Origin of the sequence: Microbispora cellulosiformans (assembly GCF_008728085.1) — a bacterium.
Lineage (GTDB): Bacteria > Actinomycetota > Actinomycetes > Streptosporangiales > Streptosporangiaceae > Microbispora > Microbispora amethystogenes.
Genome location: NZ_VYTZ01000006.1, coordinates 62,628 through 80,234 on the forward strand (window position 1 = coordinate 62,628; position 17,607 = coordinate 80,234).

At 72.2% G+C, this 17,607-nt stretch carries 17 protein-coding genes and 1 pseudogene; 11 read left to right on the forward strand and 7 right to left on the reverse strand.

The window, feature by feature from the left end; all coding sequences use genetic code 11:
• Positions 1-30: 30 nt before the first annotated feature.
• Positions 31-411 (reverse strand): annotated as a pseudogene (locus tag F5972_RS39390) (MMPL family transporter); the annotation flags it as partial.
• Positions 359-1,927 carry a N,N-dimethylformamidase beta subunit family domain-containing protein gene (locus F5972_RS17450; RefSeq protein ID WP_225311589.1) on the reverse strand — a complete coding sequence of 523 codons (1,569 nt, stop codon included), beginning with the start codon at positions 1,925-1,927 and terminating at the stop codon, positions 359-361. The pseudogene F5972_RS39390 and the gene F5972_RS17450, both read right to left, overlap by 53 nt.
• Positions 1,928-2,068: 141 nt before the next feature.
• Between F5972_RS17450 and F5972_RS17455 the strand changes: the two genes are divergently transcribed.
• The gene (locus F5972_RS17455; protein ID WP_225311590.1) at positions 2,069-3,430 is read left to right on the forward strand and encodes a PrsW family intramembrane metalloprotease; all 1,362 of its coding nucleotides are present in this window, start codon (positions 2,069-2,071) and stop codon (positions 3,428-3,430) included.
• Positions 3,431-3,633: 203 nt separating this feature from the next.
• Positions 3,634-4,713: a lytic polysaccharide monooxygenase auxiliary activity family 9 protein gene (locus tag F5972_RS17460; RefSeq protein WP_225311591.1), complete on the forward strand. Its 1,080-nt coding sequence runs from the start codon at positions 3,634-3,636 to the stop codon at positions 4,711-4,713.
• A gap of 283 nt (positions 4,714-4,996) precedes the next feature.
• On the opposite strand, the gene F5972_RS17465 is transcribed toward F5972_RS17460, so the two are convergent.
• Complete coding sequence (locus F5972_RS17465) at positions 4,997-5,716, reverse strand: SanA/YdcF family protein (RefSeq protein WP_225311592.1); 720 nt, start codon at positions 5,714-5,716, stop codon at positions 4,997-4,999.
• 5 nt (positions 5,717-5,721) lie between these two features.
• Positions 5,722-6,735 carry a COX15/CtaA family protein gene (locus F5972_RS17470; protein WP_225311593.1) on the reverse strand — a complete coding sequence of 338 codons (1,014 nt, stop codon included), beginning with the start codon at positions 6,733-6,735 and terminating at the stop codon, positions 5,722-5,724.
• A gap of 286 nt (positions 6,736-7,021) precedes the next feature.
• Here F5972_RS17470 and F5972_RS17475 point away from each other — a divergent pair, with 286 nt between their 5' ends.
• A complete protein-coding gene (locus tag F5972_RS17475) occupies positions 7,022-7,729 on the forward strand; it encodes a GntR family transcriptional regulator (protein ID WP_225311594.1) in 708 nt (235 codons plus the stop codon).
• Positions 7,730-7,774: 45 nt separating this feature from the next.
• On the opposite strand, the gene F5972_RS17480 is transcribed toward F5972_RS17475, so the two are convergent.
• The 3 genes from F5972_RS17480 to F5972_RS17490 all read right to left on the reverse strand — a co-directional run bounded on the left by F5972_RS17480 (position 7,775) and on the right by F5972_RS17490 (position 10,492).
• The gene (locus F5972_RS17480) at positions 7,775-8,686 is read right to left on the reverse strand and encodes an EamA family transporter (RefSeq protein WP_150934636.1); all 912 of its coding nucleotides are present in this window, start codon (positions 8,684-8,686) and stop codon (positions 7,775-7,777) included.
• A gap of 91 nt (positions 8,687-8,777) precedes the next feature.
• The gene (locus F5972_RS17485) at positions 8,778-9,506 is read right to left on the reverse strand and encodes an ABC transporter permease (RefSeq protein WP_150935024.1); all 729 of its coding nucleotides are present in this window, start codon (positions 9,504-9,506) and stop codon (positions 8,778-8,780) included.
• Positions 9,507-9,562: 56 nt separating this feature from the next.
• Complete coding sequence (locus F5972_RS17490; protein ID WP_150935025.1) at positions 9,563-10,492, reverse strand: ABC transporter ATP-binding protein; 930 nt, start codon at positions 10,490-10,492, stop codon at positions 9,563-9,565.
• A 300-nt stretch (positions 10,493-10,792) separates the two neighbouring features.
• Here F5972_RS17490 and F5972_RS17495 point away from each other — a divergent pair, with 300 nt between their 5' ends.
• From F5972_RS17495 to F5972_RS17530, 8 genes are all read left to right on the forward strand, one after another.
• Positions 10,793-11,662: a helix-turn-helix transcriptional regulator gene (locus F5972_RS17495; protein WP_191910177.1), complete on the forward strand. Its 870-nt coding sequence runs from the start codon at positions 10,793-10,795 to the stop codon at positions 11,660-11,662.
• Positions 11,659-13,071, forward strand: coding sequence for a Fe-S cluster assembly protein SufB (gene sufB / locus F5972_RS17500; protein WP_150934638.1), 1,413 nt, complete (start codon positions 11,659-11,661; stop codon positions 13,069-13,071). The genes F5972_RS17495 and sufB overlap by 4 nt, the downstream gene beginning before the upstream one ends.
• Complete coding sequence (gene sufD / locus F5972_RS17505) at positions 13,071-14,195, forward strand: Fe-S cluster assembly protein SufD (RefSeq protein WP_150934639.1); 1,125 nt, start codon at positions 13,071-13,073, stop codon at positions 14,193-14,195. The genes sufB and sufD overlap by 1 nt, the downstream gene beginning before the upstream one ends.
• Positions 14,192-14,521 (forward strand): non-heme iron oxygenase ferredoxin subunit, encoded by a 330-nt coding sequence (locus F5972_RS17510; protein ID WP_150934640.1) that lies wholly within the window; start codon positions 14,192-14,194, stop codon positions 14,519-14,521. Before sufD ends, F5972_RS17510 begins: the two co-directional genes overlap by 4 nt.
• Before the next feature lie 7 nt (positions 14,522-14,528).
• Positions 14,529-15,281 (forward strand): Fe-S cluster assembly ATPase SufC, encoded by a 753-nt coding sequence (sufC, locus tag F5972_RS17515; RefSeq protein WP_150934641.1) that lies wholly within the window; start codon positions 14,529-14,531, stop codon positions 15,279-15,281.
• Positions 15,281-16,546 carry a cysteine desulfurase gene (locus F5972_RS17520; RefSeq protein WP_150934642.1) on the forward strand — a complete coding sequence of 422 codons (1,266 nt, stop codon included), beginning with the start codon at positions 15,281-15,283 and terminating at the stop codon, positions 16,544-16,546. The genes sufC and F5972_RS17520 overlap by 1 nt, the downstream gene beginning before the upstream one ends.
• 2 nt (positions 16,547-16,548) lie before the next feature.
• A complete protein-coding gene (sufU, locus tag F5972_RS17525) occupies positions 16,549-16,986 on the forward strand; it encodes a Fe-S cluster assembly sulfur transfer protein SufU (RefSeq protein WP_117410045.1) in 438 nt (145 codons plus the stop codon).
• A 73-nt stretch (positions 16,987-17,059) separates the two neighbouring features.
• Positions 17,060-17,452: a metal-sulfur cluster assembly factor gene (locus F5972_RS17530; RefSeq protein ID WP_373868694.1), complete on the forward strand. Its 393-nt coding sequence runs from the start codon at positions 17,060-17,062 to the stop codon at positions 17,450-17,452.
• Positions 17,453-17,607 lie beyond the last annotated feature (155 nt).

Consider the following 17,607-nt stretch of genomic DNA (forward strand, 5'->3'; position numbering starts at 1 on the left):
GGTGATCACCCAGGTGCGGCGGGGCCGCCGGGAGACCAGCGCGCCGATCCGCTCCCACACGGCCGCGGACCGGCCGCGGGGCCCGGGCCGGTCCCCGCGGAGGCAGGGGACCGCGGGCCAGAACACGCCCCGCCCGAGGGCCGTCAGAAGCGCCGGCAGCAGGGTGGTCATCACCAGCGTCGCGGCCAGTACGGCGATCGCGGCGAGCGGGCCGAGGTCCTTGGTGGCGTTCATGTCCGCCGCCAGCAGGGCCGGCGCGGCGAGGGCCATCGTCGCGGCGGAGGCCGCCACGGACGGCAGGGCGCGCCGCAGCGCGACCACCGCCGCCGGGTACGCGCGGGAGATGCCGCGCCTGCCCTCAGCGGCGGTAGGTGCTGCGCACGTTGTCGTCGGGCGCGGCCAGGCGCTCACCCGCCGGGCCCTCGGCGAAGCCCTTCAGCAGGTTGGTCGTCGCGGTCGTGACGAAGGCCCGGGTGCGCGCGCCGATGCCGTGCGCGCGGGGCAGGTCCCGGGTGCCCGCCATGAGCGTCTCGGCCCACCGCATGGTTCCCGAGGCGAACACCCCGGCCCCGCCCGGCGCGGTGTAGTAGGCCGCGTCGGCGAAGCTGGGCCGTCCCACGCAGGTGACCGGCGAGTGGGCGAGGATCTGCAGCGGCCTCGGCGTCGGCACGCCGGTGTTCACCCGGTCGTACTCCACCCCCACCAGGTGGGGGAAGGCGTCGCCGCGGCGCGCGCCGGTGCCGGCGAAGATCCAGTGGCCGGGCTCGTGCACGACGAAGGGCGCGTCGACCGGATAACCGTCGTAGTAGACCCCCACGAGCGACGACTCGGGGTCGGCCTTCGGCGCCGCCCGGAAGTCGGTGGTCGCCAGCGACGGGCGCCTGCGGACCAGCGGGTCGAGGTCCACCGCGGTCTTGTAGCAGACCACCGTCCGGCCGTCGTCCTCCAGTCGCACGCGGCGATAGCAGGTGTTGGCGCCCAGAAAGGCGAGGTTGACGCCCGCGTCACGGGCCCCGGCCACGGTGCGGCGGACCCCGGGCGTCCAGTACTCGTCGTGGCCGAGGAAGATCACGGCGGAGGCGCCGGACAGCACGTCGTGGCCGTCCTCCAGGTCGCCGTGCGTCGTGTAGGCCAGGGGCAGGCCGAGCCGTTCCGCCAGCGCCACCACCGGCCGTTCGTGGATCAGGAACTTCTCCATCCCGGTCCGGTCGTACGGCCGGTCGAAGCTGACCGCGAGCGACCGGCTCTCGTATCTGCCGTCCTCCCCGTAGTAGAGGCTGTAGCCGCCCCACCGGTTGTACGCCTGCCAGGTCGGGGTCGCGTGGACGAGCACCGTACGGCCGTCTCCGGAGGCCGAGCGCACGACCAGGGGCACGTACCGCTGGTGGCCGCGCTCGGAGTCGAGGCGCAGCAGATAGACCCCCTCGGGCCAGCCCTCGGTCGGCACCGTCATGCTCCGCCGCCAACCGGCGCGCACGATGCGGGTGTCCCCGGCCGCCCCCTCGCCGCGGCCCTGGTCGCGGCCTCGCGCCCACGGTGAGCGCCACACCCGGCGGGCCAGGGCGCCGCCGTACCAGCCCATCCGGTAGGCGGTGACCCGGAAGCGGTCCCCGGTCGTGGACACGTGCAGCCCGAAGGCCTCGCCGGGCAGCACGCTCGCGCGGTCGCAGTAGCCCTCGATCGCCTCGTCGGGGCCGGTCCGGTGGATCCGCCAGTCCGGGTCGCCGCCCAGGAGCCGTTCCGGTGCGGGACTGCGGGACGACCCGGGCGAGGCGGCCGTTCCCGGGGACGCGGCCTGTCCTGATCCCCCGAGCTGTACGGCGGGCTCGCAGGCGGCGACAGTGCCGGCGACCGTGCCGACGGCCGCCGCTGCCGCGACGCGCAGGAAGCCGCGCCGCCCGAGCCCGCCGCGTGGTGCGACGTTCATGATCGACCATTGTGCCGTGGGTTCCGGGCCAGTTCGCCGATCCTCCGGTTCGACATGCGGGATACTTCCCGGCACGGGATCTTTGGGATCTCCTGGGAACGGAGGAGGACCGCAGCGGCCGTGTTCGGTTACAGTCGCAAAGTGGCAGGCCTCGACCCTCGCGCCGTCCTGAAGGAACGCCCGTCCGTCGGTCTGATCGCGGGCCTGGTCATCGCCGGGATCTGCGCCCTGGTGTCGTTCTCCTTCGACATCATCAACGGCGACCCGGTCCAGTTCTTCATCGCGCTCGGGCTCGCGGTGGCGCCGGTGCCGCTGCTGCTCGCGGGCGTGCTCGCGCTGGACCGCATGGAACCCGAGCCGCGCAGCAACCTGGCCTTCGCGTTCGCCTGGGGCGCCGGCATCGCCGTGCTGCTCGCCGGGCTGCTGAACTCGCTCAACCTCGTCTACGTCGCCCACCAGCTCGGCGACGTCGGCAACGCGCGGAACCTCGTCGCCACCTTCGGCGCGCCGCCGGTCGAGGAGACGGCGAAGGGCCTGGTGCTGCTCGGGCTGCTGTGGTTCCGCCGGCACGAGCTTGACGGCCCGACCGACGGGATCATCTACGCCAGCATGGTCGGGCTGGGCTTCGCCATGTCCGAGAACGTCAGCTACTACATCGCCGCGCTGCAGGAGAACGGCGCCCAGGGGCTCGCCGCCACGCTCGTGCTGAGGGCCGTGCTCTCGCCGTTCGCCCACCCGCTGTTCACCTCGTTGATCGGCGTCGCGGTCGCGTACGCCGCCCAGCGCCGGGGCGCGGCGGGCGTCATCGTGATCGTCGTCGGCTGGATCGGCGCGATGCTGCTGCACGGCCTCTGGAACGGCCTGGCCACCTTCGGCGGGCTCGGCGGGCTGGCCGTCGCCTACCTGCTGCTGATGCTGCTGCTCGTGGTCGAGCTCGTGGTGATCTTCCGGGACAGGCGGCGGATCGTCGGGCTGATCCAGCACTACCTGCCGCCGTACGAGCGAAACGGGCTGATCAACCAGGCGGACATCTTCATGCTGTCGTCGCTGCGCCGCCGGCGGCACGCCCGGGCCTGGGCGAAGGCACTCGGCGGCCGGGCGGGGGCGCGAGCCATGATCGACTATCAGCTCGCCTCGACCGAGCTCGGGCTGCTGCACGCCCGCGCGGCGAGGGGCGGGGTCGACGAGGAGACCTTCCGCGCCCAGCAGCGGTCGCTGGCGGACCTGATGGCCTACGCCCGGATGTCGTTCCCGCTGCCGGAGCGCCACCAGGCGGACGCGGCGCGCGGGGTGCCGCCGCCGGGGTACGCCCCCGGCGCGCCGGCGCCGGGCCGATGGCCGGGCGGCCCTGCCGTGCCGCCCTGGTACGGCCCGCCCGGTCCCGGCGGCCCTCCCTCCGGCGGTCATGCTCCCGGTGGCCCTACCCCCGGTGGCCTCCCTCCTGGCGGTTACGGGCAGCAGCCGCCGCCCGGTCCCGGAGGGTACGGCCCGCCGCCACGGTGATCGGGGCGAGATGATCGGCGGATTCGCCGGTCGCGGTTGGCCGGGGCGCCTCGCGCGTGTTTCAATCACTGTGCGCGGTGGCCACTGATGGGTGGGCTCAGGAGGGCGTGCGGCGATGCCGCACGCGTTCTTCTCGTACGACAGCTCAAGACGGCGCGACCTTCCTCACCGGAGGCGTGCCCGCCCATCAGAGGAGAACCCCTGTGAGATTCCTGCCCCTGCGAACTCCGCGGTTGAGATCCAGGCGCAACCTCGCCGTCTTCGCCGCGGTGGCGGCCCTGCTCGCCGGCGTCGTCGCGATCGTGACCCAGACCGCCGCCGAGGCCCACGGCGCCCTGCAGGCCCCCGCCAGCCGCACCTACGCCTGCTACACCGACGGCCTGACCGGCGGCCAGATCATCCCCAAGAACGCCGCCTGCAAGGACGCGGTGGCGGCCGGCGGCACCCAGCCCCTCTACGACTGGTACGGCGTGCTCCGCTCCGACGGCGGCGGCCGCACCCGGGGCTTCATCCCGGACGGCCAGCTGTGCAGCGGCGGTTTCAGCAAGTACGCCGCCTACGACGCGGCCAGGACCGACTGGCCGACCACCACGGTCAGGGCCGGCGCGACGTACGACTTCGTCTACGGCGCCTGGGTGCCCCACCCCGGCGGCTTCAAGCTCTACGTCACCAAGGACGGCTACGACCCGACCAAGCCGCTGACCTGGGCGGACATGGAGGAGCAGCCGTTCCTCACAGCAGACCCCGAGCCCGCGGTCACCAACGGCGCCTACCGCTTCTCGGGCAAGCTGCCCAACAAGAGCGGCCGGCACATCATCTACGCCGTCTGGTACCGGTCCGACAGCCAGGAGACCTTCTACGGCTGCTCGGACGTGGACTTCGTCGGCGGCAACCCGTCGCCGAGCGCGTCCCCGAGCGCCAGTCCCAGCGCCAGCCCGAGCGTCACGCCCAGCCAGAGCCCTTCGGCGTCGCCGACGACCGGGAACCCGGCCTGCACCGCCACGGTGAAGCTGACCAACACCTGGCCGGGCGGCTTCCAGGGCGAGGCCACGATCAAGAACACCGGCACGACGCCGCTGAACGGCTGGTACATCCAGTGGCAGCTGTCGAACGGCGCGACGGTCACCCAGGCGTGGAACGGGACCTCGATGCAGAGCGGGCCGTTCGCGATGATCCACGCGCCGACTTACAACAACTCGCTGGCCCCGGGGGCCTCGGCCACGGCCGGGTTCCTCGGCTCCGGGTCGGCGGCGCCGACGATCAGCGACATCAGCTGCGGCTGAGCGGCGCGCGACGGTGAACTGAATCCGGATTCGCGGGAGACGCCGGGGAGGCCGCTGTGACGGCCTCCCCGGCGTCGCGCGATGGGTGGGCGGAGGAGGGTCCGCCTCGTACCCGCGGTGCGATAGCCACTGTGGTGTGGCCTCACCTCCCGTACGGACAGGTGGGAGCGCTCCCACGTGCCCCGGACCCTAACGCCGTCCTCCGCGACCGGCCAGCGGACCAGGCCCGCGCACCCCTGTCCGCCCAGGTCACCGCAGGCGGCCGGATGAAAGTTTCGCGGCGTCAGGAGGCCAGCGCGTGGTCGAGGGTGACCTCGCGCCGGCCGAGGAACCGTGGCGAGGAGTGCAGAACCAGGCCGTCGAGCAGGGCCTTGGCGGTGGCGGGGAACTCCCGCACCGCGTAGGCCGCCGTCTCCACCGGCCAGTCGTGGCTGGAGTCGTCGCCGACGCCGAACGCGTCGAGCCCGGCGGTCCGGCACAGCGCGACGGCCCGGGGGAGATGGAAGACCTGCGTGACCACCACGAGATGCGACGCCCCGAAGATCTCCTTGGCCCGGACGCAGGAGTCCCAGGTGTCGAACCCGGCGTAGTCGAGCACGATCCGCCCGGCGGGGACGCCTCTGGAGACCAGGTAGTCGCGCATGACCGTCGGCTCGTCGTAGCTCCTGCGGCTGTTGTCGCCGGAGAGCAGCAGGGCCCGCACCCGGCCCGCGCGGTAGAGCTCCGCCGCGATGTCGAGCCGGGAGCTCAGCATCGCGGAGGGGCGGTCGCCCATGACGCCCGCGCCGAGCACGAGCGCGGCCGGCATGGCGGGCACCGAGGCGGTCCACCGTGTGCCCGGCTCCGCCGTCACCCGGTGTGCCGCGCTCGTCAGCCAGGCCCAGGTGATCGGCGCCAGCGGCAGCACGCTCAGGGCGACGAGCGCCTGGAAGCCCCGGCGCCGGGCCGTACGCGACCAGGTCCAGGGCGCCAGGCGGGACAAGGAGTGGGGTAAGCCACCCACCTCGGTCACACCCCCGCGTGGTGGAGCTCCGGCTGTCCGGCGGCCGGGACGGGCGCGGGCCCCCGGGTGCGCATGAGGAACACGACGCGGAGCGCGCAGATCCACACGAGCGTCGCTCCCAGCACGTGCAGGAGCACCAGGGCCGCGGGCACGGCGAGGAAGTACTGGACGTATCCGACCACGCCCTGCGACAGCTCCACCCCGAGCAGCACGAGCGCGGCGCGCCGGGCGCGGCCGGGGGAGTCGGTCACGTGCAGGGCGAACAGCAGGGCGAACGTCAGCCCGACGACGACGTAGGCGACGTCGGTGTGCAGCCGCACCACGGTCTGGATGTCGAAGCCGAACCGCGAGGCCGCCTCGTCTCCCGAGTGCGGGCCGGTTCCGGTCACCACGACCCCCGCGAGCAGCAGCGTGAAGGCGGCGGCGACCAGCACGTAGCCCAGCGTGCGGATGTCCTTGTGGACCAGCCGCTGCGCCGGGGCGTCCCCCTCGGACGCCCGCGCACACAGCACGACGGCGGCGGCGGTCATGCCGATCGAGAAAAGGAAGTGGACGCTGACGGTCACCGGGTTGAGCATGCTGTGCACCACCAGGCCGCCCCACAGCGCCTGCACGACGACCCCGGCCGGCTGGAGCAGCGCGAGCCGCAGCAGGACCGGCCTGCCCTGTCCTGGACGGCCGTGCTCGCCGCGTCCCAGCCTCCAGGCGGCGACCACGCATGCGGCCGCGACCGCGAGCACCAGGAACGACAGCAGCCGGTTGCCGAACTCGATCGCCATGTTGAGCGGCGCGTGGGTGTCGATCCGGGCGGGCACGAAGCTGCCGGGCGTGCAACGCGGCCAGGTCGGGCAGCCGAGGCCCGAGCCGGTGACGCGGACGGCGGCGCCGGTGACGGTGATGCCGACGTTGACCACGATCGCCGCGAGCGCCCACCGCCGCATCGACTCGGCCGTCGGGAACACGATCGAGCGCAACAGGGCGAGCAGGGCGGCGCGGATCCGGTCAATCGTGGGCTTCACGACACTCATGGTAGGCGGCCCGCGGGGTGGTCCCCTCTCCGCCCCGAGCGCCCGTGCCTGCGTGAAGGGCCCGCTCCCGGAGCCCGTACGCGTTGATCATCGCGGACGGGGAAACGGTACGATCGGCCGTGGAGCGTGAGGGGGCGGTGGCCGGACGATGTCCGGGACGAGGGGAAGGCCGATGCGCGGAGAACCGGTATCCGGCGAACCGGTGCGCGGGCAACCCATGCCTCCACAACCCATGCCTCCAGAACCTGTGCCTCCAGAACCTGTGCCCCCGAAACGTGTGCTCCCGAACCCTGGGCCCGCGGGATCCGGCGACGCCCGCCCGGCGGTCCCGGCCACCCGGCAGAACCTGCGCGAGCAGGTGGCGCAGGCGCTGCGCGACGCGCTGGTGGCCGGAGAGATGCGGCCGGGCGTCGTCTACTCGGCGCCCGCCCTGGCGGCGAGGTTCGGCGTCTCCGCCACGCCGGTGCGCGAGGCGATGCTCGACCTCGCGAAGGAGGGCCTGTTCGAGGCCCTGCGCAACAAGGGCTTCCGGGTGGCCGAGGTGTCCGAGCGGGACCTCGACGAGATCATCGAGATCCGGCGGCTGATCGAGGCGCCCACGGTGGCCAAACTGGCCCGGGAGGGCCGCGGCGCCGAGGCCGAGGAGCTGCGCCCGCTCGCCCGGGAGATCGTCGCGGCGGCGGCCCGCGGCGACCTGCTCGCCTACGTCGCGGCGGACCAGCGGTTCCATCTGGCGCTGCTCGGCCTGTCGGGCAACGCCCGGCTGGTGGAGACGGTCAGGGACCTGCGTGCCCGGGCCCGGCTCTATGGGCTGCGCGGGCTGCCCGACACGCGCATGCTGGTGGCCTCCGCCCGCGAGCACCTCGGCCTTCTCGACGCCGTCGTCCGCGGCGACGCCCCGGCGGCCGAGCGCCTGACGCACCACCATCTCCAGCACGTACGCGCGATCTGGTCGGCCGACCCGCCGCGGCAGGCGCCGCAGTAGGTCCCGCACGAGGGCGCGGTGGCTGAGGGACGGCGGCGGGACGGATCAGTCGCCGGCGCGGGTGGCGCCGATGGAGGCGACGACCACGCAGCCGATCGCCGCCCACTCGCGGCCCTGGAGCACCTCGTGCAGGACGAACAGGCCGACGAGCGCGGCGACGGCGGGTTCCAGGCTCATCAGGATCCCGAAGACCCGCTTGGGCATCCGGCGCAGGGCCTCCAGCTCCAGAGAGTAGGGGATGACCGACGAGAGCAGACCGACGCCGGCCCCGAGGAGCAGGATCTCGGGCCGCAGCAGGGCGTCGCCGCCCGCCGCGACCCCGAGGGGGGTGGTGAGGACCGTGGCCACGATCATGGCGAAGGTCAGCCCGCTCGCGCCGGGGAAGCGGGCGCCGGTGGCAGCCGAGAACACGATGTAGGCGGCCCAGAACGTCCCGGCCAGCGCGGCGAACGCGATGCCGGCCCAGCTCGCGGAGCCCGCCTCGCCCCAGGGCGCGAGCAGGATCACGCCGGCGGCGGCCAGCGCCACCCACAGCAGGTCCAGCCGGCGGCGGGAGGACACCACGGCCAGGGTGAGCGGCCCGAGGAACTCGATGGACACCGCGATCCCGATCGGCAGCCGGGCCAGGGCCTCGTAGAACGACAGGTTCATCAGGCCCAGGCTGAGCCCGAAGGCGACGCCGACGCCGAGGTCGCGCCTCGACAGCCCGCGCACCTTCGGCCGCACCACGACCAGGAGCATGACGGCGCCGGTGGCGATGCGCAGGAACACCATCGCCGCGGGGGGAACCTGCGTGAACAGGTTCTTGGCCAGCCCGGCCCCGACCTGGACCGACAGGATGGCCAGCAGCACCAGCCCCGGCGGCGGCACCGCGTCCGACGCCGCCCGCAGCGCTCGCCCGGCCCGCGGCCCCGCCCGGTACGGCTCGGCCGCCCCGGACAGCGATTCAGCCGTCATGCCCAACCCTCACCCGTCACTTGATCAGCGCAAACTCCGCAATCATACGGTGCCGACATCGGGCGCAAACGGGCAATGTCCCGGCCGGGGGCTACTCCCAGCGGAAGGTGCGGGCGGCCAGGGCGAGGGCGGCGACGGCCCAGCAGAGCAGTACGAGCAGCGGGCCGCCGGGGAAGCCGCCGCCGTCGCTCAGGACGGCGCGCAGGCCGGAGGTGAGCGCGCTGATCGGCAGTAGTTCCAGCACCTGCCGCACCCCGCCCGGGAACCGGTCGAGCGGGAACAGCACGCCGCCGAGCCCGAGCAGCACCAGGTAGACGAGGTTGGCTCCGGCGAGTGTCGCCTCCGCCCGCAGCGTGCCCGCCATGAGCAGGCCGAGGCCGCTGAAGGCCGCGGTGCCGAGCAGCAGGAGCGGCACGGCCCACAGCGCGCCGAGCGACGGGCCGCCGTGCGGCGACCAGCCGAGGGCCAGGGCCACCACGGTGATCACCACGATCTGCAGCGCCTCGACCGCGACGACGGCGACGGTCTTGGCCAGCAGGAGCCCCGTACGCGACAGCGGGGTGGCGCCGAGGCGCCGGAGCACGCCGTACCGCCGCTCGAAGCCGGTGGCGATGGCCTGGCCGGTGAACGCGGTCGACATGACCGCGAGCGCGAGGATGCCGGGGGCGACGAAGTCGACCCGCCGGCCGCCGCCGACGTCCACCAGCGGAGCGGCGGAGAAGCCGGCCAGGAGCAGGACCGGGATGATCATGGTGAGCAGGAGCTGCTCGCCGTTGCGCAGCATGGCCCGGATCTCCGCGCCCGCCTGCGCGAGCACCATCCGGTGCAGCGGCGCGGCCCCGGGCCGCGGGGTGAGGTCCAGCGTGGTGATCGCGCTCACCGCAGCTCCCTGCCGGTCAGTTCGAGGAAGACGTCCTCCAGCGTGCGCCGCTCGATGCGCAGGTCCTCGGTGGTCACGCCCTCGGTGGCGCACCACGCGGTGACGGTCGCCAGCAGCTGGGGGCCGACCAGTCCCTCGATGATGTAGTGCCCCGACGGCGACTCCTTGGCGGCGCTGCCCGGCGGCAGCGCCGCGAGCAGCTCCTCCAGGTCGAGGCCGGGACGGGCGCGGAACCTGAGCTGGCGCTCGGCCCCGGTCAGCGCCGACGGCGTGCCCTCGGCGACCACCCGTCCGTGGTCGATGACCACCACGTGGTCGGCGAGCTTCTCGGCCTCGTCCATCTGGTGGGTCGTCAGCACGACCGAGACCCCCGCGTCGCGCAGCGCGGTGACCAGGTCCCAGCAGGCGTGCCTGGCCTGCGGGTCGAGCCCGGCCGTCGGCTCGTCCAGGAAGACCAGCTCGGGCCGCCCGACGACGGCCGCCGCGAGCGACAGGCGCTGCTGCTGGCCGCCCGACAGCCGCCGGTACGGCGTGCGCGCGTGCGCGGTCAGCCCGAGCAGGGCGAGCAGGGCGTCCGGATCGAGGGGATGGGCGTAGAAGCGGGAGACCACCCGCAGCCACTCGCCCGCGCGGGCGGCCGGAGGCACCCCGCCCGCCTGCGGCATGATCCCCAGACGTGGCTTCAGCGCGGAATCGGCCGGGTCGAGCCCGAGCACCCGCACGGTTCCGCCGTCCGGCCTGCGGAACCCCTCGCAGATCTCGATCGTGGAGGTCTTGCCCGCGCCGTTCGGGCCGAGGATGGCGGTGACCGCGCCCCGGGCGCAGGTGAGAGCCAGCCCGTCGACGGCCGTGGTGCGGCCGTACCGCTTGACCAGTCCGTCGATCTCGACCGCCGGCGCGGTGTCACCGGCGCCGCTGTCACCCACGCCGCCGGGCGTGCTGTCAACCCCGGTCACGCGACCGGCCTCCCCTCACAGACGCGACCGCGGAGCGGGACGGAAACCCGGACGCCGCTCCACGTCGTCGACTGCATCGAGTTTAGGGAGCGGGGGGCGCGCTCTCGTCGGCGGATGCCGCTCCCGGACGCCCGCGGAGTAAAGGACGCGGAAAACCTTCGCGGCGCCGTCGTCCCAGGTTAGGTAAGCCTTGCCTGCGTGAGAAATTGCATGCCCGCCGACCTCGTCTTGGGTTTGTCGACCGGGAAGGAATTACGGCACACTGATGTTGTGAAAAACGTGCAGGGGAGACAGAGCGCGGAGAAGGCCGTGGCGACGCGGCCGTTCTCGGCGTCCCCGTCCCCCGCGCGTGCGGGCACCACCACCATCGCCTCCGCCACCGTCGGCAAGGACATCAGCGCCGAGCGGGGCACCCGGGCCAGGGTGGCGCGGCTCATCCTGGAGCACGGCCCCGTGACCGCCGCGGCGCTCGGCGAACGGCTCGGGCTGACACCGGCCGCGGTGCGCCGCCACCTCGACGCGCTGCTGGCCGACGGCATGATCGAGCCGCGTACGGCCCGCCCCCGCGGTCAGCGGGGACGTGGCAGGCCGGCCAAGATGTTCGCGATCACCGACGCGGGCCGCAGCGCCTTCGTCCACGCCTACGACGACCTGGCCGGCAGCGCGCTGCGCTTCCTGGCCGAGCGCCTGGGCGGCGAGGCGGTGTCGGAGTTCGCGCAGGCTCAGGTGTCCGGGCTGGTCGGCAGGCTGGAGACGCTGATGCGCGAGGTCCCGGCCGAGCAGCGGGTCCGCGTGCTGGCGGAGGCGCTCTCGACGGAGGGCTACGCGGCGTCCGCGACCGCGACCGGCAAGGGCGGCGAGCAGCTGTGCCAGCACCACTGCCCGGTGGCGCACGTCGCGGCGGCGTTCCCGCAGCTGTGCGAGGCGGAGACCGAGGCGTTCGCCCGGTTGCTCGGCACTCCGGTGCAGCGGCTGGCCACGATCGCCAACGGCGACGGCGTCTGCACCACCCACGTCAGTTCACCCGCGCTGGCCGCGCGGCACGCGCGTGCCGATCCATCGGGTCGGCCCACACCGGCCGCACACATACCGACCGCACATATATCGAGCACATCGACGAGCAAGGAGTCCGGCAGGTGACTGTCACCGACCGCCCGGAGCTGGAAGGCCTCGGGAATTACAAGTTCGGCTGGGCCGACGCGGACGTGGCGGGGGCCACGGCCAAGCGTGGGCTGTCCGAAGAGGTCGTCCGCAACATCTCCGCGCTCAAGAACGAGCCGGAGTGGATGCTCGACCTGCGCCTCAAGGGCCTTCGGCTGTTCCATAAGAAGCCGCTGCCGACCTGGGGCTCCGACCTCACGGGCATCGACTTCGACAACATCAAGTACTTCGTGCGCTCGACCGAGAAGCAGGCCGCCTCCTGGGACGAGCTGCCGCCCGACATCAAGAACACCTACGACAAGCTCGGCATCCCGGAGGCGGAGAAGCAGCGCCTCATCGCCGGTGTCGCCGCCCAGTACGAGTCCGAGGTCGTCTACCACAAGATCCGTGAGGACCTCGAGGAGAAGGGCGTCATCTTCGTCGACACCGACACCGGCCTGCGCGAGCACGAGGAGCTCTTCAAGGAGTACTTCGGCACGGTGATCCCGGTCGGCGACAACAAGTTCGCCGCGCTCAACACCTCCGTGTGGTCCGGTGGCTCGTTCATCTACGTGCCGCCGAACGTGAACGTCGAGATCCCGCTGCAGGCCTACTTCCGGATCAACACCGAGAACATGGGCCAGTTCGAGCGGACGCTGATCGTCGTGGACGAGAACTCCTACGTCCACTACGTCGAGGGCTGCACCGCGCCGATCTACTCGTCCGACTCGCTGCACTCGGCGGTCGTCGAGATCGTCGTGAAGAAGGGCGCCCGCTGCCGTTACACGACGATCCAGAACTGGTCGAACAACGTCTACAACCTGGTCACCAAGCGCGCCGTGGCGTACGAGGGCGCGACCATGGAGTGGATCGACGGCAACATCGGCTCCAAGGTCACGATGAAGTACCCGGCCGTCTACCTCATGGGCGAGCACGCCAAGGGCGAGACGCTGTCGGTCGCCTTCGCCGGCGAGGGCCAGCACCAGGACGCGGGCGCCAAGATGGTGCACCTCGCGCCGAAGACCTCCTCGACGATCATCTCCAAGTCCGTCGCGCGCGGCGGCGGCCGCACGTCCTACCGCGGCCTGGTGCAGATCGACGAGGGCGCGGCCGGCTCGGCCTCGACCGTCAAGTGCGACGCGCTGCTGGTCGACCAGATCAGCCGGTCCGACACCTACCCCTACGTCGACGTCCGCGAGGACGACGTCTCCATGGGCCACGAGGCCACGGTCTCCAAGGTGTCGGAGGACCAGCTGTTCTACCTGATGAGCCGGGGCCTCGGCGAGGACGAGGCGATGGCCATGATCGTCCGTGGGTTCGTCGAGCCGATCGCCCGCGAGCTGCCCATGGAGTACGCCCTGGAGCTCAACCGCCTGATCGAGCTGCAGATGGAAGGAGCGGTCGGCTGATGGGCCTGGAGACCAAACCGCTGTCGACGCTGCACGAGAAGGCGTCGTACGACGTGGCGGACTTCCCGGTGCCGACGGGCCGCGAGGAGGAGTGGCGCTTCACGCCGCTCGCCCGGTTGAAGGGGCTGCACGACGGCACGGCCGCCGTCACCGGCGGGGTCGTGGTGGACGTCGAGGCCGCGCCCGAGGTGCGGGTCGAGACCGTCGCCCGCGACGACGCGCGGCTCGGCCGGGCCTACACCCCGGCCGACCGGGTCAGCGCCCAGGCGTACTCGTCGTTCGAGAAGGCCACCGTCGTCACGGTCCCGAAGATGACGGCCGCCTCCCGGCCCACCGTGATCACGCTGCGCGGGTCCGGGGACGGCGCCGCGGCGTACGGGCACATCCTCGTGTCGGTGGAGCCGCTGGCCGAGGCCGTGCTGGTCCTGGACCACCGCGGCAGCGCGGTCTACGCCGACAACGTCGAGTTCGACGTGGCCGAGGGCGCGACGCTCAAGGTCGTCAGCCTGCAGGACTGGGACGACGACGCCGTTCACGTCTCCCACCACCACGCGAGGCTCGGCAAGGACGCGACGTTCCGGTCCTTCGTGGTCACCCTCGGCGGCGACCTCGTACGGCTGTCGCCCTCGGTGTCGTACACCGCGCCGGGCGGCGACGCCGACCTCACCGGGCTCTACTTCGTGGACGCCGGGCAGCACCTGGAGCACCGCCTGCTGGTGGACCACAGCGTGCCGAACTGCCGCAGCAACGTGACCTACAAGGGCGCGCTGCAGGGCGACGAGGCCCACGCGGTCTGGATCGGCGACGTGATCATCCGGGCCGAGGCCGAGGGCACCGACACCTACGAGCTCAATCGCAACCTCCTCCTCACCGACGGCGCCCGCGCCGACTCGGTGCCGAACCTGGAGATCCTCACCGGCGAGGTCGCGGGAGCGGGACACGCGTCCGCCTCCGGTCGCCTCGACGACGAGCACATCTTCTACCTGCAGGCCCGCGGCATCCCGTTCGACGAGGCCCGCCGCCTGGTCATCCACGGGTTCTTCGCCCAGTTGCTGGAGAAGATCCAGCTGCCTGAGCTGCGTGAGCGCGTGCTGTCCGCGGTCGAGGCGGAGCTGGCCCGATGAGCGGCGAGACGCCCCACTGGGAGAAGGTCTGCCAGGTCGCGGACATCCCCGACGGCGGCGTCGTCGGCGTGGAGGTCGGGGACACGCCGGTCGCGCTGGTGCGGACCGGCGGCGAGGTCTTCGCCCTGCACGACGTGTGCTCGCACGCCGAGGTCCGCCTCAGCGAGGGCGAGGTGTACGACCACACGCTGGAGTGCTGGCTGCACGGCTCCTGCTTCGACCTGCGCAGCGGGAAGCCCACCGGGCCGCCCGCGACCAGGCCCGTCAACGTCTACCGAGTCAAGATCGAAGGCGACGACGTGTACGTCTCGCTCTCGAAGGAGTAAATACACAGTGTCCACCCTTGAGATTCGTGACCTGCACGTCGCCGTGGGCGACAAGGAGATCCTGCGCGGCGTCGACCTGACGGTCCGCAGCGGCGAGACCCACGCCATCATGGGCCCGAACGGCTCGGGCAAGTCCACGCTGGCGTACGCCATCGCGGGGCACCCCAAGTACACCGTCACCTCCGGCAGCGTCCTGCTCGACGGCGAGGACCTGCTGGACATGGCGGTGGACGAGCGCGCCCGCGCCGGGCTGTTCCTCGCCATGCAGTACCCGGTCGAGGTCCCCGGCGTCAGCGTGTCGAACTTCCTGCGTTCCGCGATCACCGCGGTCCGCGGCGAGGCGCCGAAGCTGCGCGAGTTCGCCAAGGAGCTGAAGTCGGGCATGGACGCGCTGTCCATCGACCCGGCCTTCGCCCAGCGCAACACCAACGAGGGCTTCTCCGGCGGTGAGAAGAAGCGGCACGAGATCCTCCAGCTCGAACTGCTCAAGCCGAAGATCGCGGTGCTGGACGAGACCGACTCCGGCCTCGACGTCGACGCCCTGCGCGTCGTCTCCGAGGGCGTCAACCGGTTCCGCGCCTCCGGCGACACCGGCGTGCTGCTGATCACCCACTACACCCGCATCCTGCGCTACGTGAAGCCGGACTTCGTCCACGTCTTCGCCGCCGGGCGCGTGGTGGAGGAGGGCGGCCCCGAGCTGGCCGACAAGCTGGAGGCCGAGGGCTACGAGGCGTACACCTCGAAGGCGGCGTCCGCCTGATGAGTGCCGTGCCCGGCTTCGACGTGGAGAGGATCAGGAAGGACTTCCCGGTCCTCACCCGCGAGCTTCCCGGAGGCAGGCCGCTGGTCTACCTCGACTCCGGCAACTCCTCCCAGAAGCCGGCCCAGGTGGTCGAGACCATGCGCGACCACCTGACCTGGCACTACGGCAACGTCGGCCGGGCGCTGCACGTGCTCGGCAGCGAGTCGACGACGGCGTACGAGGCCGCCCGCGACCGGATCGCCGCGTTCGTCGGCGCGCCGTCGCGGGACGAGATCGTCTTCACCAAGAACGCCTCCGAGGCCCTCAACCTCGTGGCGTACGCCTTCGGCAACCCCATCAACGAGGACGAGCGGTTCCGGATGGGCCCCGGCGACGAGATCGTGATCTCGGAGATGGAGCACCACTCCAACATCGTGCCGTGGCAGCTGCTCGCGCAGCGCACCGGCGCGACACTGCGCTGGTTCCCGGTGACCGACGAGGGCCGCCTCGACGTCGAGGGCCTGGAGGAGCTGGTCAACGAGCGGACGAAGATCGTCTCGATCACGCACCAGTCGAACGTGCTGGGCACGGTCAACTCGGTCTCGCCGATCCTGGCGCGGGCGCGCGAGGTCGGCGCGCTGATGATGCTCGACGCGTCGCAGTCAGTGCCGCACCAGGCCGTGGACGTGGCCGAGCTGGGCGTCGACTTCGTCGCGTTCACCGGCCACAAGATGGTGGGCCCCTCCGGCATCGGCGTGCTGTGGGGCCGGCGTGAGCTGCTCGACGCGATGCCGCCGTTCCTCGGCGGCGGCGAGATGATCGAGGCGGTCTGGATGGACCACTCGACGTACGCGCCGGTGCCGCACAAGTTCGAGGCCGGGACGCCGCCCATCGTGGAGGCCATCGGGCTCGGCGCGGCGGTCGACTACCTGACCGCCGTCGGCATGGACCAGATCAAGGCGCACGAGAAGGAACTGGTGGCGTACGCCCTGGAGGCGCTGCCGGAGCTCCCCGGCCTGAGGATCATCGGGCCGCGCACGCCCATCGCCCGCGGCGGCACGATCTCGTTCACACTGGAGGGCATCCACCCCCACGACGTGGGGCAGATCCTCGACGACGTGTACGGGATCGCGGTCCGGGTAGGTCATCACTGCGCCCGGCCGCTGCATCTCAGGTTCGGAATTCCGGCCACCACACGGGCGTCTTTCTACCTGTACAACACGACGGCCGAGATCGACGCACTGGTCCGCGGCCTCCACCACGTGCAGAAGGTGTTCGGCTGAACATGATCGCTGAATCCATGTACCAGGAGCTGATCCTGGAGCACTATAAGCATCCCCAGGGGCGGGGTCTGCGGGAGCCCTTCGACGCCGAGGTCCACCACGTCAACCCCACCTGCGGCGACGAGCTGACGCTGCGGGTGAAGGTGGCCGACGGCGGCAAGGTGCTCGACGTGTCCTACGACGGCCAGGGCTGTTCGATCAGCCAGGCCGCCGCCTCGGTGCTGCACGAGCTCGCCACCGGCTCCACGGTGGACGAGTCGCTGTCGGTGGTGGAGGAGTTCACCCGGCTGATGCAGGGCAGGGGCCAGGTGGAGCCCGACGAGGACGTGCTGGGCGACGCCGTGGCGTTCGCCGGCGTGGCGAAGTTCCCGGCCAGGGTCAAGTGCGCGCTGCTGGCCTGGATGGCCTACAAGGACGCGCTGATGCGGAGCCAGGGATGACCGGACGCCCCACCGGTGTTGACCGGCACGCGGAGAGCGTGACCCGGCCCGGGAGAAGAGCTGAGGAGACGACGTGAGCAAGCCCACCGAGACCCCCACGGGAACCGTGACGGAGGCCGCCGAGCCCGGCGCCTTCGACGGGTCTCCCAGCCTGGACGACCTGATGGAGGCGCTGAAGGACGTCGTCGACCCCGAACTCGGGATCAACGTGGTCGACCTGGGCCTCGTCTACGGCGTCAACCTCGACCCGGCCGGCGAGGGCGAGCGGCCGATCGCGACGATCGACATGACGCTCACCAGCGCCGCCTGCCCTCTCACCGACGTCATCGAGGACCAGGCCAACTCGGCCCTCGCCGACCTGGTCTCCAACGTGGTCATCAACTGGGTCTGGCTGCCGCCGTGGGGCCCGGACAAGATCACTGACGAGGGCCGCGACCAGCTCAGGATGCTCGGCTTCAACGTCTGATCCGTCCCGCCGCCGTCTGCTCCGCCCGGTCCGTGGCGGCCTTCCGCCGGGAGGCCGCCCGCCGGTGCTCATCCCGCCGCGCGGGTCCGTGTCGCTTTGTGTCGCCCCACGCGGCGCGGGAATGCCGTACAGTGATTCTTTGCTTCATCTTGTGC

What these genes read in the sequence shown, in the direction of transcription:
- F5972_RS17450 (WP_225311589.1), bottom strand. Translation starts at nt 1,927, where the DNA reads ATGAACGTCGCACCACGCGGCGGGCTCGGGCGGCGCGGCTTCCTGCGC.
- F5972_RS17480 (WP_150934636.1), bottom strand. Translation starts at nt 8,686, where the DNA reads ATGACGGCTGAATCGCTGTCCGGGGCGGCCGAGCCGTACCGGGCGGGG.
- F5972_RS17485 (WP_150935024.1), bottom strand. Translation starts at nt 9,506, where the DNA reads ATGGTGCTCGCGCAGGCGGGCGCGGAGATCCGGGCCATGCTGCGCAAC.
- sufD (WP_150934639.1), top strand. Translation starts at nt 13,071, where the DNA reads ATGGGCCTGGAGACCAAACCGCTGTCGACGCTGCACGAGAAGGCGTCG.
- F5972_RS17510 (WP_150934640.1), top strand. Translation starts at nt 14,192, where the DNA reads ATGAGCGGCGAGACGCCCCACTGGGAGAAGGTCTGCCAGGTCGCGGAC.
- F5972_RS17520 (WP_150934642.1), top strand. Translation starts at nt 15,281, where the DNA reads ATGAGTGCCGTGCCCGGCTTCGACGTGGAGAGGATCAGGAAGGACTTC.
- sufU (WP_117410045.1), top strand. Translation starts at nt 16,549, where the DNA reads ATGATCGCTGAATCCATGTACCAGGAGCTGATCCTGGAGCACTATAAG.